The organism is Olsenella uli (assembly GCF_901212675.1).
In the GTDB taxonomy this organism is placed as follows: Bacteria; Actinomycetota; Coriobacteriia; order Coriobacteriales; family Atopobiaceae; genus Parolsenella; species Parolsenella uli_B.
On record NZ_CAAKOQ010000021.1, the window covers coordinates 24,081 to 40,211 of the forward strand.

A 16,131-nucleotide genomic window follows, 5' to 3' on the forward strand; every position below is an offset into this window, starting at 1 on the left:
TTGGTCGCGGTTTGGACGCGAGTGGTGTGCGGTTTCAGCTTTCCATTGGTCGCTGCGTGGCATTGTCGAGCACAGTGAGGACGCGGATTGCTCGCGGAAGGCCATTGGCAGCTGCGGGTTTCGGCTGGTTGCCCACCTCCGGGAGGCCCGTTGCCGTTCGCTGCGGCGGCGCTGGGCGTCGTTCAAGAAGTGGTGCCGGTTTTGCAGTTTCGAACGCCCCCAATCGGTACAGAGGCTCCAGGGGCTCTGCTCGCAAAGAAAACCCCAGGTAGCGCGAGCGCGCTTTTCGCCGTATCGGGAGAGGCGGCCCAAAACTGCAAAATGGCGGCACGTCTCCCATCGGCACGGCCTGGCGCCCAGGGCGTGCGGGCATCGAGCCGGCGCAAGAGGCGTCTGACCCGTGCCAGCCAATTCGGGATGCACGGCCGTTCAACCCGTGCCAGCCGACCCGGAATGCACGGTCGCTCGACTCGCGACGCGCGACATGGGATCGCCGGCCGGCAGGCCCGTGCGCCCTACAGCTCCGCGGTGTCGAGCCAGATGGTGAAGGGTCCGTCGTTCACGAGCTCGACCTGCATGTGGGCGCCAAAGACGCCGCGCCCCACGTGCTCGGCCCCGAGATCTGCCTCGGCCAGCTCGCAGAAGCGCTCGTAGAGCTCGCGCCCCAGCTCGGGTGCCGCGGCCTCGGTGAACGAGGGCCTGCGGCCGCGTCGGCAGTTGGCATAGAGCGTGAACTGGCTCACCACGAGCACCTCGCCGCCCACGTCGGCAAGCGACAGGTTCGTCTTGTCGCCGGCGTCGTCAAAGATGCGCAGGCCGCTCGCCTTGTGCCAGAGTCGCTCGGCCTCGGCATTGGTGTCACCCTCGCCCACGCCCAGCAGGATGAGCAACCCGCGCCCGCAGCTGCCGGTGACCTCGCCCTCCACGCTCACGCTCGCGTGCCCCACGTGCTGGATAAGTGCCCGCATCGACGTCCCCTCTCGCCCACGCATCTTGTCGTCCGGACCAGTCTACGGCCTCCGCCGCACCTTGCCGACAGTCTTTCCAGGGCGCACTATAGATGGCATCTATCCCGGGCACCTGTCATCCATCTGTCATCCGCCGGCGCGGGGACGCCGCGGTACGGCAGCGACATGCGCCCGGGCACAGTCGCCGTCATGAGGAGAGGGGACACCATGAGCGACGAGATCAGTCCGGCCCGCAAGCTGGGCTTTGGCTGTTTGCGCCTGCCGCACGTCGGCGAGGACCGCGCCAAGATCGACATGCCGGCATTCGAGCGCATGGCCGACGAGTTCATCGACCGCGGCTTCACCTACTTCGATACGGCGTGGATGTACCACGAGCACATGAGCGAGCGTGCCGTGGGCCAGGCCGTGGTGGCGCGTCACCCGCGCGACTCGTTCACCATCGCGACCAAGATGCCGCTCAGCGAGCTGCGCGAGAAGGGCGCCGACAAGGCCGAGCAGACTGCCATCTTCGAGGAGCAGCTGCGGCGTCTCGGCACCGACCACGTGGACTACTACCTCGCCCACAACGTCAACGTGAACAACTACGAGGTGGCAAAGCGCCTCGACACCTTCGAGTTCGTCGCCGAGCAGAAGCGCGCCGGCCGCGTGCGCTGGATGGGCCTCTCGTTCCACGACACGGCCGACATGCTCGAGCAGGTGCTCACCGACCACCCCGAGGTTGACTTCGTGCAGCTGCAGATCAACTGGCTGGACTGGAGCAGCCCCACCATCCAGAGCGGCAAGTGCTACGAGGTGGCCAAGGCGCACGGCAAGCCCGTCGTGGTGATGGAACCCATCAAGGGCGGCACGCTGGCCAACCTGCCCAAGCAGGCGGCGTTCGAGCTCTCGCGCGTGGCACCCGGCTCCACCCCGGCTGAGCTGGCAATTCGCTACGCGGCGTCGCTCGACGACGTGATGTGCGTGCTCTCGGGCATGTCCACGCCCGAGCAGCTCGACGAGAACACGTGCTTCATGGGCAGCTTCGAGCCCATTGCGGAGGCCCAGCGCGGCGCCTTCGTGCGAGCGGCGCGAGCCATGCGCGCCGAGCAGGCCATTCCCTGCACGAGCTGCCGCTACTGCACGCGCGGCTGCCCCAAGCACATCGACATCCCCACGTACTTCGCGGCCTACAACGCCTACAAGCGCGGCCAGGGTGCCGGGCACGAGCAGATGTACTACCGCCAGATGGTGCGCCGCCACCCCGGCCCGGCCGACTGCGTCAAGTGCGGCCGCTGCGAGACGGCCTGCCCGCAGCACATCTTCGTGCGAGACATGCTTGCCGAGGTGGACAAGGTGCTGGGCGCCACGGCGTAGTCGTCGGCTGGTGCGGGCTCAGGTGCAGGCGGGCGGGGGCGTGGTCGGCCGCGTACAGCGCCGACGGCGCGATCGCCTCGCAGGGCGGCGGCTTCCTGGGCGGCGGCTCCGGCACCGGGGCCAAGACGACGACCTACGCCTACGACGGCAAGGGTCGCATCTCCCAGGCGAGCGTGGGCATGAGCGGCGAGCCCTACACCTTTGCCTTTGACGACGCGGGGCGGCTCTCCGAGGTCTTGGACGAGCCCGTTCACGTGGCGTGCCTGCTTGTCTCGGCGGGTTTCTCGCCCCGCGCGTCACAGCTCGTTGATGCGTCCGCTCGGGCGCTCGCCCATGACGCCGGCCAGGGCGTCCTGCAGGGCGTGGCGGCGCGCGGAGTGGCCTGGGGCCTTCGAGACGAAGGGCACGTGGCGCAGCAGCGCCCGGTTCGTGGCGCGCGTCACCCAGACGTTGGCCTTGGTAGCTGCGGCGACGTCCGTCGTGGCGCTCTGGTCGTCGAGCAGCACCACCACCGCGAGGTCGGGATGGGTCACTAGGTCCTCTGCGTCGAGTTCGCCGTTCTCGATGACCACGGCGTCCACCCCGCGCAGCGGGTCGGCGGCGGCGAGCGGCACGACCGAGTCGGTGCCCGTCGCGGCGAGCTGTGCGTGGGCGGGCAGGGCCGTGCACGTCGCCAGCTGTACGCAGCGCTTGCCCCACTCCTCGAGCAGGCTGCGCTCGTAGTCGAGGTCTGTCGTGGGCCCCAGGTACAGAATCGTGTGCATATGCCTCACCTGTCCTCTCGCGGGCGCGGCGGTGCGGTCGGGCGTGCTCACGGGAGCCGTATCCCATGTTGGTGGCTCAAACCTACTCGCATAAAGTTGCCTCCGCGTTACATTCCGGCCAAAGCGACGTTACGGCAGGAAAAGTGCACGACGACCCGTCACGCTGGCCGGGCCGTGCATTCCGCAGGCGCCCTCCGACTTGGCCGGCAATGGCGGTTCGCGTGCCCCTGGCCCGTGCCGGCGGCTCGCCCGCGCCCCCTGTGCCGCCAGCTGCTCCGCGCCATTCGTCGACGAGCTGGTATCGTGGCCATAGCCGGGCGGCCTCGCGAGCGAGCGCCGCAACGCCGAGGGATGAAGGGGCCTCCGTGGCAAAGGTCACGCTCAAGCAGATCGCGCACGACGTGGGACTTTCCGTGACGTCGGTGTCGCTCGTGCTCAACAACCGCCCGTGCAAGGTCTCCGAGGCCAACAAGCAGCGCATTCGAGAGGTGGCGCGCCGGCGCGGCTACGTCCCCAACCAGATCGCCCGCAGCCTTGTGACGCAGCACACGAGCACCATCGGCCTCATCATCCCCAACATCGAGAGCCGCTTCTTCGCCTCGCTCGCCAAGGAGCTCGAGATCCGCTGCCGAAACCATGGCTATGCCCTGTTCATCACCAACTCCGACGAGATGCCCGAGAACGACGCCAAGCTCGTGCGGCTGCTCGTGAGCCGCGGGGTCGACGGGCTGCTCGTCGTTGTGTCCGACGAGCTCGGCGCCGACCCGCACCTGCTCGCCGATCTCTCCCAGCTGCCCACGCCGTTCGTGATGGTCGACCGCTTCATCCGGGGGCTCTTCTGCGACCGCGTGCGCTTCAACAACGAGCTGGGCGGCTACCTCGCCACGCGCCACCTGCTCGAGCACGGCCACCGGCGCATCGCGTGCCTCGTCAACACCGACTCTAACACCGGCCGCGAGCGCCTCGACGGCTATGCCCGCGCGCTGGGTGAGGCGGGCCTGCCGGTGCGGCCGGACTACGTCTTCTCGAGCAAGTACTACATCCCCAGCGCCTACGCGGCCGCGCAGCGCCTCATCGAGACGGACGCCACGGCGGTGTTCGCCGGCAGCGACAACATCGCGCTGGGCCTGCTCAAGTGCCTCTACGAGCGCGACCTGCGCGTGCCGCGCGACTACTCGGTGGTGAGCTACGACAACTCGGCGGCCGACCTGCTCTTCGAGCCGGCGCTCACCTCCATCGAGCAGAACGTGGGCGAGCTTTCCGATGCGGCGCTCGAGCTTCTGTTCCGGCGCATTGGCGAGACGGGGACGGGCGAGCTGGGTGGGCCCGACGAGGTGGTGCTTGCCCCGAGGCTCGTGGTGAAGGACAGCGTCCGCGCGCTGGGGGAGTAGGGCGGCCGGCGGAGCGCCATGGCCGGGTTGCGCCGGCGCTGGAAGCCCGCGAGCCACCCCGAAGACCCCTTTGCACTCATCGCCGCTCGCCGCCAAAAACCTACCGTTCGCCGACAGACCTCGTCTCGGCTTTGTAATAGAATTGACATTCTCTGCGAGTAAAACGTTTTACCCTGATATGCTCCCCATCGGAAGTCAGGAAGACGCACGCGTTCCGCGCGGCCCCAGCCGCCCGGGAGAAGGAGAGGAACATGGCACAGCCCGTCATCGGCACGCCCTGGAAGAAGCTCGACGGCCCCGTCTCCGAGCAGGAGCTCGAGGGCGTCGACAAGTACTGGCGCACGGCCAACTACCTGTCCGTCGGCCAGATCTACCTCCGCTCGAACCCCCTCATGCGCAAGGACTGGACGGACGAGAAGACCGGCGAGACCCGCGACTTCGGCCGCCCCGACGTCAAGCACCGCCTCGTGGGCCACTGGGGCACCACCCCGGGCGTGAACTTCCTGTTCGCGCACACCAACCGCCTCATCGCCGACCACGGCCAGAACACGGTGTTCCTCATGGGTCCGGGCCACGGCGGACCGGCCGGCACCTCGCAGTCGCTGCTCGACGGCACCTACCGCGAGATCCGCCCGGACATCACCAATGACGAGGCCGGCCTCCAGCAGTTCTTCCGCCAGTTCTCCTACCCCGGCGGCATCCCCAGCCACTTCGCGCCCGAGACCCCCGGCTCCATCCACGAGGGCGGCGAGCTCGGCTACACGCTCTCCCACGCCTACGGCGCCGTGATGGACAACCCGAGCCTGCTGGCCGTGGCCGTGGTGGGCGACGGCGAGTCCGAGACGGGCCCGCTCGCCACCTCCTGGCAGTCCAACAAGCTCGTGAACCCCAAGACCGACGGCATCGTGCTGCCGATCCTGCACCTCAACGGCTACAAGATCGCCAACCCCACCATCCTCGCACGCGTCTCCGACGAGGAGCTCCAGAGGTTCTTCGAGGGCATGGGCTACAAGCCGCACTTCTTCGTGGCCGGCTTCGACAACGAGTCCCATGCGGGCATCCACGCGCGCTTCGCGGCCCTGCTCGAGGAGGTCTTCGACGAGATCTGCGACATCAAGGCCAAGGCCGAGGGCGGCGACGAGACCCGCCCGGTCTACCCGATGATCGTCTTCCGCACCCCCAAGGGCTGGACCTGCCCCAAGCACATCGACGGCAAGAAGACCGAGGGCAGCTGGCGTGCCCACCAGGTGCCGCTGGCCAGCGCCAAGGACACCCACGAGCACTTCCGGGTGCTCCGCGGGTGGCTGCGCTCCTACGCACCCGAGGAGCTCTTCGACGAGAGGGGCGCCATCCGCCCCGAGGTCACGAGCTTCATGCCCACCGGCGAGCTGCGCCTGGGCGCCAACCCCAACGCCAATGGCGGCGTCGTGCGCCAGGAGCTCAACCTCCCCGACATCCACGCCCACGAGGTGCCGGTCGCCGAGAAGGGCCACGGCTGGGGCTCCACCGAGGCTGCCCGCGTCTTTGGCGCCTACACGGCCGACGTGCTCGACGCCAACCCGGATGACTTCCGCATCTTCGGTCCGGACGAGACGGCCTCCAACCGTCTCCAGGACGCCTTCAAGTACACCCACAAGCAGTGGGAGGGCGGCTACTACGCCGACGCCGACAACGACGAGCTCCTCGCCCCGTCGGGCAAGGTCGTCGAGCAGCTCTCCGAGCACCAGTGCGAGGGCTTCCTCGAGGGCTACGTGCTCACCGGCCGCCACGGCGTGTGGAGCTCCTACGAGTCGTTCGTCCACGTGGTCGACTCCATGGTGAACCAGCACTGCAAGTGGCTCGAGGCCACCGTGCGCGAGATTCCCTGGAGGAAGCCCATTGCCGGCCTCAACATCCTGCTCTCCAGCCACGTCTGGCGCCAGGACCACAACGGCTTCTCGCACCAGGACCCGGGCTTCGTCGACCTGCTGCTCAACAAGGCCAACGAGACCCACATCGTGAACGCCTACTACCCCTGCGACGCCAACATGGCCCTCGCCGTGGCCGAGCGCGCCTACCAGTCCACCAACTGCGTGAACGCCATCTTCTGCGGCAAGCAGCCAGCGCCCGCGTTCCTCACGGTCGACGAGGCCAAGGCCGAGCTCGCCGAGGGCGTGGCCGAGTGGAAGTGGGCCAGCACGGCCGACTCGCTCGCCGACGCCGACCTCGTGATCGCCACCTGCGGCGACGTTCCCACGCTCGAGGCGCTCGCCGCGCTCGACATGCTCAAGGCCCAAGGCGTCAAGGCCACGTTCGTGAACGTCGTCAACCTGCTCAAGATCCAGAACGCGAGCGAGAATGACCTCGCCATCTCCGACGAGCGCTTCGCCGAGCTCTTCGGCAACGGCGAGAAGCCCGTGCTCTTCGCCTTCCACGCCTACGCCGGCACGATCCGCCGCCTCGTGTGGGACCGCCCGGGCCACGACGCCTGGAACGTCCACGGCTACGAGGAGAAGGGCTCCACGACCACGCCGTTCGACATGCTGCGCCTCAACGACATGGACCGCTGGGCCCTCGCGGCCGACGCGCTGCGCATGGTCGACGCCGAGAAGTTCGCCGACAAGATCGACGAGTGGGAGAAGTTCCGCGACGAGGCCTTCCAGTTCGCGGTCGACGAGGGCTACGACCACCCTGCGTTCACGCAGTGGGTGTGGCCGGACGCCGCGGGCGACGCCGACGAGAACCTCTCCGCCACGCAGATGACCGCCGGCGACAACGAGTAGCGTCACGTTTCCTTCCGGATGATTTGTCACATTCGGAGGGCCCGCGGGGTGCGTGCCCGGGCATTTCCGGCCGCACCCCGCCCGGCGGGGCCCCGGCGCCCCGCGAGCGCGCACGACCGTCAACAGTCCCATCCAAGAGAAGGGAAGCGCATGACAGACTACAAGCAGGAGGTCGACCAGTTCCTCGGCATCATGAAGGAGCAGGTCGAGGCCTTCGTCGAGGGCATCGACCACGACTCCATCGTCGCTGCCAAGGACCTCATCCAGCAGGCCGAGGCCGCCGGCGGCCGTCTCCACGTGACGGGCATCGGCAAGCCGGGCCACGCCTCGGGCTACGCCGCGTCGCTGTTCTCGTCCACCGGCACCCCCACCTACGAACTCCACGGCACCGAGTGCGTGCACGGCTCGGCCGGCCAGACCAAGCCGGGCGACGTCGTGATTGCCATCTCCAACTCCGGCGAGACGGGCGAGCTCAAGGCCACCGTCACCTGCCTCAAGGGCGTGGGCGTCAAGATCATCGCCCTCACGGGCAACCCCGAGAGCTGGCTGGCCAAGGCCGGCGACGTCACGCTCATCGCGGGCGTCAAGCAGGAGGGCGACCCGATGAACAAGCCGCCCCGCGCCTCGATCATCGTCGAGGTCCTCATGCTGCAGTGCCTCTCGATCCTGCTGCAGGAGGACTACGGCCTGGAGCCCAACCAGTACGTCAAGTGGCACCCGGGCGGAGCGCTCGGCGCGTCCATCCGCGAGGGCAAGTAGCCTTTCGCGCGGAGGGCGCCGCGCTTGCGAAGGAGCCGGCTTCTCTCGAGGCCAGTGCCTTTCGCGCGGCGGCCTGCTCCCCCCACAGGTGCCACTACAGGCGCCGCCATACACGCGGCCCGCGGGAACTTGCCCCGCGGGCCGTTTTGCTCTCTCGCGACGCCATCCGCCGACTTCGACGCAAGCCGGGCCGTTTTGCTCTCTCGCGACGCCTCCGCGGCAAGTCAACCTCGCTACACTAGAGACAGAATGGACAGTCGGCGGGACAGCGTTTCTCGCCCCTCCGGCTGGCAGGTCGGGCGGCCGGAAGCCGCCTCCAGCACGCCAGGCGGCCACGTGCCGCCCCTAACGGGAGGGGAAACATGGACGACACGATTCGCGAGGCTGCCCAGCTCTGGAAGGAAAATGTCACCGAGCCCGACCTTGCCTCCGAGCTCGACCAGCTCATGGCCGACCCAGACTCCGAGAAGCTCTCAGACGCCTTCTACCGCAGCCTTGCCTTTGGCACGGCGGGCCTCCGCGGCACGCTGGGCGTGGGCACCAACCGCATGAACGTCTACACGGTCGCCCAGGCCAGCCAAGGCCTCGCCACCTACCTCAATGCGCACTTCGAGAACCCCACGGTCGCCATCGCGCGCGACTCGCGCAACAAGGGCGAGGACTTCGTGAAGGCCGCCGCCGGCGTGCTTGCCGCCAACGGCATCAAGTCGTTCGTCTACCCGCGCATCGAGCCGGTGCCCACGCTGTCGTACGCCACGCGCGACCTCAAGTGCTCCGCCGGCATCTGCGTTACGGCCTCCCACAACCCCGCGCAGTACAACGGCTACAAGGTCTACGGCCCCGACGGCTGCCAGATCGCCAACGAGGCTGCCGACGAGATCCAGAACACCATCAACGAGACCGACATCTTCCACGGCGTCAAGCAGATGGACTTTGACGAGGCGCTCGAGAAGGGTCTCGTGGAGTGGACGCCCGACGCGGTGCTCGACCGCTTCATCGACGCCGTTGCCTCCCAGTCCATCGGCACCAAGCCCAACCCCGACTTCTCCGTCGTCTACACGCCGCTCAACGGCACGGGCATGGAGTGCATGCACCGCATCCTCGAGCGCGTGGGCATCACCAACGTCACCGTGGTGCCCGAGCAGGCCAACCCCGACGGCAACTTCCCCACGTGCCCGTATCCCAACCCCGAGTTCCGCGAGGCGCTCGAGAAGGGCCTCGAGCTCTGCGACAAGGTGCACCCCGACCTCATGCTCGCGACCGACCCCGACGCCGACCGCATGGGCGTGGCCGTGCCGCACGACGGCGACTACAAGCTGCTCACGGGCAACGAGATGGGCATCCTGCTCATTGACTGGCTCACCCGCATGAAGGCCGAGGCCGGCGAGGACATCACGCGCAAGGTGGCCGTCCCCACCATCGTGTCCACCGCCATGCCCGACGCCATCGCCCGTGCCAAGGGCTTCGAGGTGCGTCGCGTGCTCACGGGCTTCAAGAACATCGGCGGCCAGATGGATCAGCTGGTCGAGGCCGGCCAGGGCGACCGCTTCCTGCTGGGCTTCGAGGAGAGCTATGGCTACCTCGTGGGCCTGCACGCGCGCGACAAGGACGCTATCGTGGCGAGCATGCTCACCTGCGAGATGGCGGCCTGGTACGCCGAGCGTGGCAAGGACCTCTTCGAGGCCATGGAGGCGCTTTACCAGGAGTACGGCTACTACCTGAACGGCGTCGTCAACGTGAGCTTCCCGGGCGAGGCCGGCGCGGGCAAGATGGCCGGCATCATGTCGGGCCTGCGCGAGAACCCGCCCGTGCAGATCGCGGGCCTTCCGGTCGAGGGCGTCGTCGACTACAAGACCGACGTCGAGATGCCGGTCGTGGGTGGCGACGGCAACACGCCCGCGCAGCTGCTCCCGAAGTCCAACGTGCTCGAGTATCGCCTGGGCGAGGGCGTGAAGGTCATCGTGCGCCCGAGTGGCACCGAGCCCAAGATCAAGGCGTACCTGTTCAGCAAGGGCGCCACGCGCGAGGAGTCGCAGGCCCTGAACGACCGCCTCGCCGAGGCCGCCAAGACCGAGCTGCTGGCGTAGGGTTTGCGCGTGGGGCCTGCGTGCGCAGAACGCACCGGGCCCACGTGCTTAGGGTTCGCCGGGTCCAGGAATCTGTGAGTTGCGGACGGGAGCCGTGGCCGAGGGGTCGCGGCTCCCGTCTTTCGTCTCGGCCTTGCCGCCGCAAACGTGCCGCCTGCCGCCGTCCGACGGGCATGGCCGCAGGCAAGTCGCCGCAAGCGCGCTACCCGCAAGCCAAGGCCCCGCCGTCCCGTCGCCGCAGGCAAGCTGCCGCCTCGCCATTTCGCTTGTGCCCCGCTGTCACGCGCGCGGCCGCAGGCAAGTAGCCGTCTTCCCTTTTCGCCGGCGCCCGACTGCGTTAGTCTCGTTTTTAGCAGTTAAGTGCCCCTTCAGAGCAAGTTAACTGCCAAATTCGAGACTAACGCTTGGCAGGTTGGCAAGATAGCCCGCCCTCCCAACACGAGGGCCCAACTTATGGCTTGGACCCTGGCTTTGTGCCGAGGCAAGCTCCAGGCTTGGTTATTCAAGTCCGTAGGCCTCGAGGGGCACGAGCTCCGGGGCGGGCGCCTCGGGCCGGCGCGTCTCGCGCGGTGCCGGGACCCGAACGAGCGGCTCTCGCTCGCGAGGTACGCCAAACGTCGAGAGCAGTCGGTCGAACCAGCCGACATCGAGGACTTCCTGGTACGAGAACCGCATGATGGCGGCCCTCGTGATGCTGAGCCGGGACTCGCGCCGCCGCTCCCTCAGAATCGCGTCGTGAATCCCCTCCGGACCGGCCATCTCGGGGTCCATGTACTTCTCGACCCCGTCGAGCTCCCCGATGACAAGGCCGCCCTCGGCATGTGGCCAGACGAAGTCAGCATAGTAGCGACGTCGTGAGTCCATAGGGTCCGCAAAGCAGACCTGCAGGTCGGGCACTGCATAGCCAAGCTCGTACATGACCCTTCGCGCAATCGACTCGCCACCGTTCGCGCTGCGGGCGTCCGCCATGGAGGCAACCTCGCGTGCCCGCGCTATCCCGTGCAGCCCACGCCCGTGCGTCTCGACATAGTCGCAGAGCTCCTCGCGAGTCATGCCGCGGACCCTGAGCGCGGAATCGGCGATTGCCAAACCTCCGCGCCCGTCGACGGACCGCGTGCAATCAAGGACTGTCCGAGCGGCGGTCGTGGTCATGATGCTGCCGACTCGAATGGTTTCGAGCGGCTCTCTCATTCGGTGCATCTGCACGCAGCTCCGGTCGAAGGCGAGTCGTGGTCCCGCGGTCATGTGAACCCTGCCGTCAAGCAGGCGATAGGGCACCTGGAGGCCAAGCGCCACGGAAGCGGAGATGCCGCAGGCAATCCAGTCTGGGTGGAGCAGGGCGATGCCGGACAGGATGTGGCGGTGGCGCTGGGTCGGTGAGAGACCGCCCCAGTACGGGGTCCGTGCGAACAGCCGCGGACAAGGCGAGACGAGAAGTCCCAAGCGCATGCGCGCCTCGAGTGCCTTGCAGAGCGAACCCGTTGCGGCGACAAGGCAAGACGCGCTGCGCTCCGCCTCGTCAAGGAGCTGGTCTACTTCGCGGCTCTTGTCGGCGCGGAGGCGATTGCCGGGGGTGTGCCGTGGCTTTGCTGGCGGGTGGGGGACTGCAAGAATTCCAGGGATGGCATGCATGTTGCTCCAGACGCGGGGACTGAGGGGCGGCATTTCGATGGGGCAATTTCAACCCGGCGTGTGCGGGTGGGCTTTCGGGGACGTCCCGAGATTCGGCGAAAGGGGCGTCTTGTGCCTGGTGGTTCGAGGGATTGGCAGGTAGGAGGCTTGCCGGCGGGGTCGGTATGACAAATCTTGTCGGTGAGTGGCATGGCGCTCGAGGCAAACGGCCGCGCGGCGGTGCCGTGGATTGAACGGCCGAACGAGCGTGCCGTGAGCTGAACGGGTGCGAGGCGGTGCCGTGGGCTGAGCGGGTGCGAGGCAGTGCCGTGGGTTAAACGGCCAGGTGGCGTTGCCGTGGGATGAACTGTCGCGTGGCGTTGTGGCGGGCTGAGCGGCTTCTCGGTGTTGTCGCGGCGGCCATATCCTCGTTAGTCTCGTATACAGCAGTTAAGTAGCTCTGGAGGGGCAGTTAACTGCTAAATACGAGACTAACGTGGGGGGAGTCGGGCGAGCTGGCCGGTGCGATAGGCGGTATGGGCGAAGGCACCCGGGGTGGCGAAGGTTTCTCCTTATTCCGTGATGCCGGCGTATGAACGCTACACTTTTGCTGTTCTAGGTAAATATGGACAGCGGCCTCACGAGGGCTTATGTCCTGCGAGAACGCCCGCATGGCCCCGCCTCGTCGCGTGTCCGTGTGGTGCGGGTGAGAGGATGCCCATGAGCGCCAAGCACTTCAGCAACGGCAATCCCGCCCAGCCGGGTGGCTATGGTTCGGACGACGAGCGAGAGCAGCAGCTCTTCGATGCGGTCGAGGGCGAGGGCTACAACTCGTCCGACGCGAGCTACAACTCGCCTGACGCGGGCAACGGCTCCCACTTCGCGGGCGGCAGCGGCGCCGGCTCCTACGCCGACACTCCTTCCGACGACGCGTCCTTCGCCCAGCCCGCAGGCGGCGTGGGCATGAGCGACGGCTTCGCGACCATGCCCTCGAGCGACTACTCGCGCGACTCCGGCCGCTACACCTCCGGTGGCCATCACCACCATCACCACCACAAGCACCTCGCACTCAAGATCGTGCTCGCGGTTCTCGCGGTCGTCATCGTGGCCGGCGGCGTCGTGGGCTTCCAGGTCTACCAGTCCGTCAAGCAGGTGAAGGCCGACGCCCAGACCGTGGTGGCCACGGGCAAGGAGCTTGCCAACAAGATCAAGGGCGGCGACACCACCGGCCTCTCCGCCGACGCTGCCAAGATCTCCCAGACCGTATCCAAGATGCGCGAGGAGACCGACGGCCCCATCTGGCAGGCCCTCTCGCACGTGCCCGCCTACGGCTCCGACGTCGCGGCCGCCCGCGAGCTGCTCGGCGTGCTCGACGACGTGAGCGCCAATGCGCTCGTGCCCGCGGCCAACAACCTCGACGGCGTCACGATGAAGTCGCTCGTGGTTGACGGCGGCATCGACGTCGAGACGCTCCAGACGCTCGTGAACACCCTGAGCAGCGTCTCCGAGCCCATCAAGGACGCCCAGACGCGCGTCGACGCCATCGGCGACACCCACATCCAGCAGGTGACGGACCTCGTGAGTACGGCGAAGTCGTCGCTCGACGCCGCCTCCACGGGCATCGACGTGGCCCAGCAGGTGGCCCCGTACCTGCCGCAGATGCTGGGTGCCAACGGCCAGACGCGCAACTACCTGCTCATGGCCGAGCAGAACGCGGAGCTCCGCGCCGCCGGCGGCTTCCCGGGTGCCTGGGGCATCCTGTCGGTTACTGACGGCAAGCTCTCCATGGGCGAGATCAAGCCGGTCGTGACCATGCAGAACCAGTCCGTCCAGGTCACCGACGAGGAGCGCTACCTCTTCACCAACACCTCCACGCTCAAGATCGCCACGCGCTCGGGCGACACCTTCGGCATCATGGACTTCACGCGTGCCGCGTCGCTCGTCTCCGAGATGTGGACGATGATGTACGGCGACCACGTCGACGGCGTCGTCGCGCTCGACCCGGTGCAGCTGCAGTACATCATGCAGGTCGTGGGTGGCGTGACCCTGCCGGACGGCACGACGGTCGACGGCACCAACGCCGGCAAGTTCCTCTCGAGCGACGCCTACTGGAACTACCCCTACAGCGAGACCGACGGCATCTTCGCCACGGTGGCCCAGGACGTCTTCTCCAAGCTCGTGGACAACACGAGCTCGCTCGACGTTCAGAAGTTCTCCGAGGCGCTCACCAAGGGCATCGACGAGGGCCGCTTCCGCCTGTGGTTCGCCAACGACGAGGAGAACGTCCTGCCCAAGATGCTGGGGGCCACGGGCGCCATGCCAAGTGACCCGTCCAACCCCGAGACGGCCGTCTACCTCAACGACTACACCTACGCCAAGATGGGCTGGTACCTCGACTTCAAGGTCAACCGCGGCGAGGCCACGCCGAACGCCGATGGCACCACGTCGTACGCCATGACGGTGACGATGACCAACACGATGGACCAGGCCACGCTCGCCAAGGCGCCGGGTGGAATCACGGGTCAGGGCACCGGTGGCCAGAAGCAGAACACGGGCGACATCGCGCTGCGCGTCTACCTCGTGGCGCCAGCCGGCGGCTCGGTGAGCAATGCGCGTGCCCAGGGCGGCGGCCTTCAGCTCGAGGACTCCAGCTACGAGGGTGTCCCCGTGACGTTTGGCCTGCTCAATATCTCGCCGGGCGAGACGTGCACCGTGACCTACACGGTCACCACGCCGGCCGAGGCCCAGGGCAAGGAACTCGCGGTCCACGCGACGCCCACCTGTGGCGAGGCTCAGAGCGTTATCGCCAACAAGCAGAGCTAGGCCCAGTCAGGGAAGGCTCTCGGCGCCCGGCCCACGCGGTCGGGCGCCTTCGTCTTTTGATGGCGTCGCTGCGGCCGCGAGGGTGGCCGGGCGACAGCGAGACAAGGAGCGACCATGCGCAAGCTCATCGAGCAATTCCTCAAGTTCGGCGTCGTGGGCGTCATATCGTTCTGCATCGACTACGGCATCCTCATGCTGCTCTCGCAGGGGCTGGGCTGGGACCCGGTGCTCTCGGCGGGCATCTCGTTCACGGTGTCGGTGGTCTTCAACTACCTGGCCTCGATGCGCTACGTCTTCACGCACCGCGACGACATGAGCCGCGGCCGCGAGTTCGTCATCTTCGTCGTGCTGTCGGTGATCGGCCTCGGCATCAACGAGCTCTGCATGGTCGCGGGCGTGGCGACGCTGGGCGACTCGGCGCTCGCGGTCACGGGCACCAAGCTCTTCGCGACGGCCGTCGTGATGGTGTGGAACTTCGTGTCGCGCAAGAAGTGGCTCGACGCGGGCGACAAGGGCGCGGCCGAGAGGGACGACGCGTAGAAGTGCCAGGCCGCTTGCGGCGCCCGGGCCGTGTCGCTGGCCCGGGCGGACGCCGGCGAGAGGTAGCGTCTGCCCCTACGCCGTGCGCAGGGCGATGAGGGCGTTCGCGTAGTCCACGAGCTGCTCCGCCGACCACGCCTCGTCGGAGTGCTCGGGCGAGTTGGGATCGTTGATGCGCACGGCCCCGCCCTGGCCGAGCCCCACCGCAAGCACCCAGTGGTCGTGCGCGGCAAGCGTGTTGGGCCGCACGCTGACGGCCACGAGCTCGCCCGCCTGCAGGGCCTGGACGAGCGCCGCGGGCGAGTCGGCGAGCCGGCTCCCGGCGATGCCGAGCCGCGCCGTCATGGCCGGGCTCGTGAAGAAGGTCGAGTTGGTGCCGCCAAAGACCTCGTGGACCTCCGTGGCCACGCCGGCCATGTCGGCCGGGGAGAGGTCGGTCCTGCCCGTGAGTCCCATGTAGGCCATCGACATCACCGTGGGCCCGCAGCCCGAGAACCCCAGCGGCATACCGCAGTAGTCTGTGTAGCCCCAACGCTCGTCCCACTGGTAGAGGGCGGGCACCTGGCCGGGCGCGATACTACCCGAGAAGGGCTCGGATGTCGGGATGGAACCGCTCAGGTGGCGCAGGAAGCCGGCCGAGAGGGGCTCGCGCGTGGCAAGCGCGAGCGTGCGCATGGAGCTGGTCTCGTCCAGGCCGGCGACGCTCTTGTACGAGGCGGCGTGGGCTCCCAGCCAGGCGACGTCGGCGTCGTGGGAGACGAGGGCGCGGGCGCGCGCCTGGAGCGTTCCGGCCGAGGCGGCGGCGAGGGCCGGCTTGGGCGTGGTGTTCGCCGCGCGGGCGAGAACCTCCACGAGCGTGTCGGGACCCTGCGGCATGCCCTGGGGCCGCGTGAGGTGCGGGGCCGAGATGCCTGTCAGCGCAAGCGCCAGACAGGTCGCGACGGCAAGCAGTGCCGCCATCGCCGTGCGAATCTTGTCGTCCGTATCCGGTCGCGCCCCCTTTGCGCTCGCTCCCCAATCGCGCAAATTCAAAATGATACCCTTGTCACGTTTCCTTCCGTATGATTTGTCAC

At 67.9% G+C, this 16,131-nt stretch carries 11 protein-coding genes; 7 read left to right on the top strand and 4 right to left on the bottom strand.

The window, feature by feature from the left end; genetic code table 11:
* Positions 1-515: 515 nt before the first annotated feature.
* Positions 516-968, bottom strand: a complete 453-nt coding sequence (gene dtd, locus EFAMC1_RS02370) for a D-aminoacyl-tRNA deacylase (protein ID WP_154052738.1) — start codon at positions 966-968, stop codon at positions 516-518.
* 207 nt (positions 969-1,175) lie between these two features.
* Here dtd and EFAMC1_RS02375 point away from each other — a divergent pair, with 207 nt between their 5' ends.
* Complete coding sequence (locus tag EFAMC1_RS02375) at positions 1,176-2,321, top strand: aldo/keto reductase (protein ID WP_154052739.1); 1,146 nt, start codon at positions 1,176-1,178, stop codon at positions 2,319-2,321.
* Positions 2,322-2,617: 296 nt separating this feature from the next.
* Here the strand turns inward: EFAMC1_RS02375 and EFAMC1_RS02380 are convergent, their stop codons facing one another.
* Entirely contained in the window at positions 2,618-3,085 is a 468-nt protein-coding gene (locus EFAMC1_RS02380; protein WP_154052740.1) for a hypothetical protein, read from the bottom strand.
* Positions 3,086-3,450: 365 nt separating this feature from the next.
* On the opposite strand from EFAMC1_RS02380, the gene EFAMC1_RS02385 reads away from it, so the two are divergent.
* The 4 genes from EFAMC1_RS02385 (at position 3,451) to EFAMC1_RS02400 (ending at position 10,084) form a co-directional block, all read left to right on the top strand.
* Positions 3,451-4,476: a LacI family DNA-binding transcriptional regulator gene (locus EFAMC1_RS02385; RefSeq protein ID WP_261981720.1), complete on the top strand. Its 1,026-nt coding sequence runs from the start codon at positions 3,451-3,453 to the stop codon at positions 4,474-4,476.
* Between the two features lie 251 nt (positions 4,477-4,727).
* On the top strand, positions 4,728-7,238 hold the full coding sequence (locus EFAMC1_RS02390) for a phosphoketolase (protein WP_154052742.1): 2,511 nt from the start codon (positions 4,728-4,730) through the stop codon (positions 7,236-7,238).
* A 150-nt stretch (positions 7,239-7,388) separates the two neighbouring features.
* Positions 7,389-7,997 carry an SIS domain-containing protein gene (locus EFAMC1_RS02395; RefSeq protein ID WP_154052743.1) on the top strand — a complete coding sequence of 203 codons (609 nt, stop codon included), beginning with the start codon at positions 7,389-7,391 and terminating at the stop codon, positions 7,995-7,997.
* A gap of 362 nt (positions 7,998-8,359) precedes the next feature.
* Positions 8,360-10,084: a phospho-sugar mutase gene (locus tag EFAMC1_RS02400; protein WP_154052744.1), complete on the top strand. Its 1,725-nt coding sequence runs from the start codon at positions 8,360-8,362 to the stop codon at positions 10,082-10,084.
* 498 nt (positions 10,085-10,582) lie between these two features.
* Here EFAMC1_RS02400 and EFAMC1_RS02405 read toward each other — a convergent pair whose 3' ends face one another.
* Positions 10,583-11,533 carry a hypothetical protein gene (locus EFAMC1_RS02405; protein ID WP_154052745.1) on the bottom strand — a complete coding sequence of 317 codons (951 nt, stop codon included), beginning with the start codon at positions 11,531-11,533 and terminating at the stop codon, positions 10,583-10,585.
* A gap of 882 nt (positions 11,534-12,415) precedes the next feature.
* Between EFAMC1_RS02405 and EFAMC1_RS02410 the strand changes: the two genes are divergently transcribed.
* Positions 12,416-14,518, top strand: coding sequence for a DUF4012 domain-containing protein (locus EFAMC1_RS02410; RefSeq protein WP_187324512.1), 2,103 nt, complete (start codon positions 12,416-12,418; stop codon positions 14,516-14,518).
* A gap of 114 nt (positions 14,519-14,632) precedes the next feature.
* On the top strand, positions 14,633-15,058 hold the full coding sequence (locus EFAMC1_RS02415; RefSeq protein ID WP_154052747.1) for a GtrA family protein: 426 nt from the start codon (positions 14,633-14,635) through the stop codon (positions 15,056-15,058).
* Positions 15,059-15,133: 75 nt separating this feature from the next.
* On the opposite strand, the gene EFAMC1_RS02420 is transcribed toward EFAMC1_RS02415, so the two are convergent.
* Complete coding sequence (locus tag EFAMC1_RS02420; protein WP_154052748.1) at positions 15,134-16,084, bottom strand: C39 family peptidase; 951 nt, start codon at positions 16,082-16,084, stop codon at positions 15,134-15,136.
* Between the last annotated feature and the right edge of the window lie 47 nt (positions 16,085-16,131).